This window comes from Phenylobacterium sp., from assembly GCF_037138395.1.
Classification (GTDB): Bacteria; Pseudomonadota; Alphaproteobacteria; order Caulobacterales; family Caulobacteraceae; genus Phenylobacterium.
In genome coordinates this window covers 1-1,547 of the sequence record NZ_JBAXIM010000269.1, presented here as the reverse complement: position 1 = coordinate 1,547, position 1,547 = coordinate 1, and the positions used below count along the sequence as shown (strand labels likewise).

Genomic DNA, 1,547 nt, shown 5'->3' with positions numbered 1-1,547 from the left:
TCCTCCACTGGGGCGGCCAGGCGGTGGATCTCATCGATGAAGAGGACGTCTCGGGGTTCCAGGTTGGTCAAGATGGCTGCCAGGTCGCCGGCCTTGGCCAGGACCGGCCCGGAGGTGGTGCGAAAGTTCACCCCCAGTTCTCGGGCGATGATCTGGGCCAGGGTGGTCTTGCCCAGGCCCGGCGGGCCGAAGAGGAGGACGTGGTCCATCGCCTCGCCCCGGCCCCGGGCGGCGTCGATGAAGATGGTGAGGTTCGACTTGGCGGCGGCCTGGCCAACGAACTCCGACAGGGTCTGGGGCCTCAGGGCCCGGTCGCCGGGCTCGGGCGGTCCGGGTTCCCCGGAGACCAGCCGGGTCACCGGCCCATTTCCTTCAGGCCCGCCCGGACAAGGTCGGAAACCGAGGCGTCAGGGCCCAGGGCGACGGCGGCCTGCTCCACCAGGCGGCGGGCCTGGGTCTCGGCTACGCCCAGGCCCATGAGGGCGGCCACGGCCTCGCCGGCGGCAGAGACCGGGGCGGCACCGGCCGGGGCGGCCGCGGCGCCGGCGATGCTGAAGCCCGCTGAGCCGATCGGCTTGCCCTTCAGTTCCACCAGTATGCGCAGGGCGAGCTTTGGGCCGACCCCGCTGGCGCGCCCGACCTGGACCTTGTCGTCCCGGGCCACGGCCTCGGCCAGGGCGGCGGGGGGCAGGACGTCCAGCACCCCAAGGGCGGCCTTGGGCCCGACCCCCTGCACGGACTGGAGCAGGACAAAGGCAGCGCGGTCGTCCGCGTCGAGGAAGCCATAGAGACGGGGACCGGTGCTCTCCGACCACTGGGTCTCGATCCGCAGGACCACGGCCTCGCCGGCGGCGGGCAGGCGCGACAGGGTCCGGGCGCCGCAGCGCACGACCCAGCCCACCCCGCCCACGTCGATGAGGACCTCTTCCTCTGTGGTCTCAAGGATCCTTCCCGCCAGCCGCCCGATCACGCCGCCAACCCTCCCTGGATGCGGGCCCGGGTGCGGGCATGGGCGTGGGCGACGGCCACGGCCAGGGCGTCGGCGGCGTCGGCGGCTGCACCTGCCGAGCCCGGCAGGATGCGGGCGATCATGAAGGCCACCTGGTCCTTGTCGGCCGCGCCGGTACCGACCACGGACTTCTTGACCAGCCGCGCAGCGTACTCGGCCACCGGCAGGCCAGCCCTGGCTGGCGCCAGCATGGCCGCAGCCCGGGCGTGTCCCAGCTTGAGGGCCGAGGCGGCATTGTTGTTCATGAAGGTCTCCTCGATGGCCGCCTCATCGGGGGACCAGTCGGCGACCACGGCGCTGATTCCCTCGAACAGGGCCAGGAGGCGTTCGGAAAAGGGGGCCTTCTCGTCGGGCGCGATCACGCCATGGCCCAGGTGGGACAGCCGGTTGCCCTCAACCCGGATCACGCCCCAGCCCGTCCGGCGCAGGCCGGGGTCCAGGCCGAGGATTCGGAGGGGTGCGGGGCTCATGCGGTTCCACCGGCAGTTGTTCGTGATGTGTTCCTAGTCTGGTTCGCGGGCGTCGGGAAGGGGGGGAG

3 protein-coding genes are annotated in these 1,547 nt (G+C 72.5%); all 3 read right to left on the bottom strand.

The annotated features are described in order from the left end of the window. Nucleotides 1–359, bottom strand: a 359-nt coding sequence (locus WCJ52_RS13125; RefSeq protein WP_336903749.1) for an AAA family ATPase, incomplete at its 3' end; no start/stop codon positions are given. Continuing rightward, nucleotides 356–970 (bottom strand): Holliday junction branch migration protein RuvA, encoded by a 615-nt coding sequence (gene ruvA / locus WCJ52_RS13120; protein ID WP_336903748.1) that lies wholly within the window; start codon nt 968–970, stop codon nt 356–358. The genes WCJ52_RS13125 and ruvA, both read right to left, overlap by 4 nt. Beyond that, entirely contained in the window at nt 967–1,479 is a 513-nt protein-coding gene (ruvC, locus tag WCJ52_RS13115; RefSeq protein WP_336903747.1) for a crossover junction endodeoxyribonuclease RuvC, read from the bottom strand. The genes ruvA and ruvC overlap by 4 nt, the downstream gene beginning before the upstream one ends. Between the last annotated feature and the right edge of the window lie 68 nt (nt 1,480–1,547).

Bases quoted from the DNA above. Each gene is read 5' to 3' on its own strand.
- ruvC (WP_336903747.1), bottom strand. From the start codon at position 1,479: ATGAGCCCCGCACCCCTCCGAATCCTCGGCCTGGACCCCGGCCTGCGC.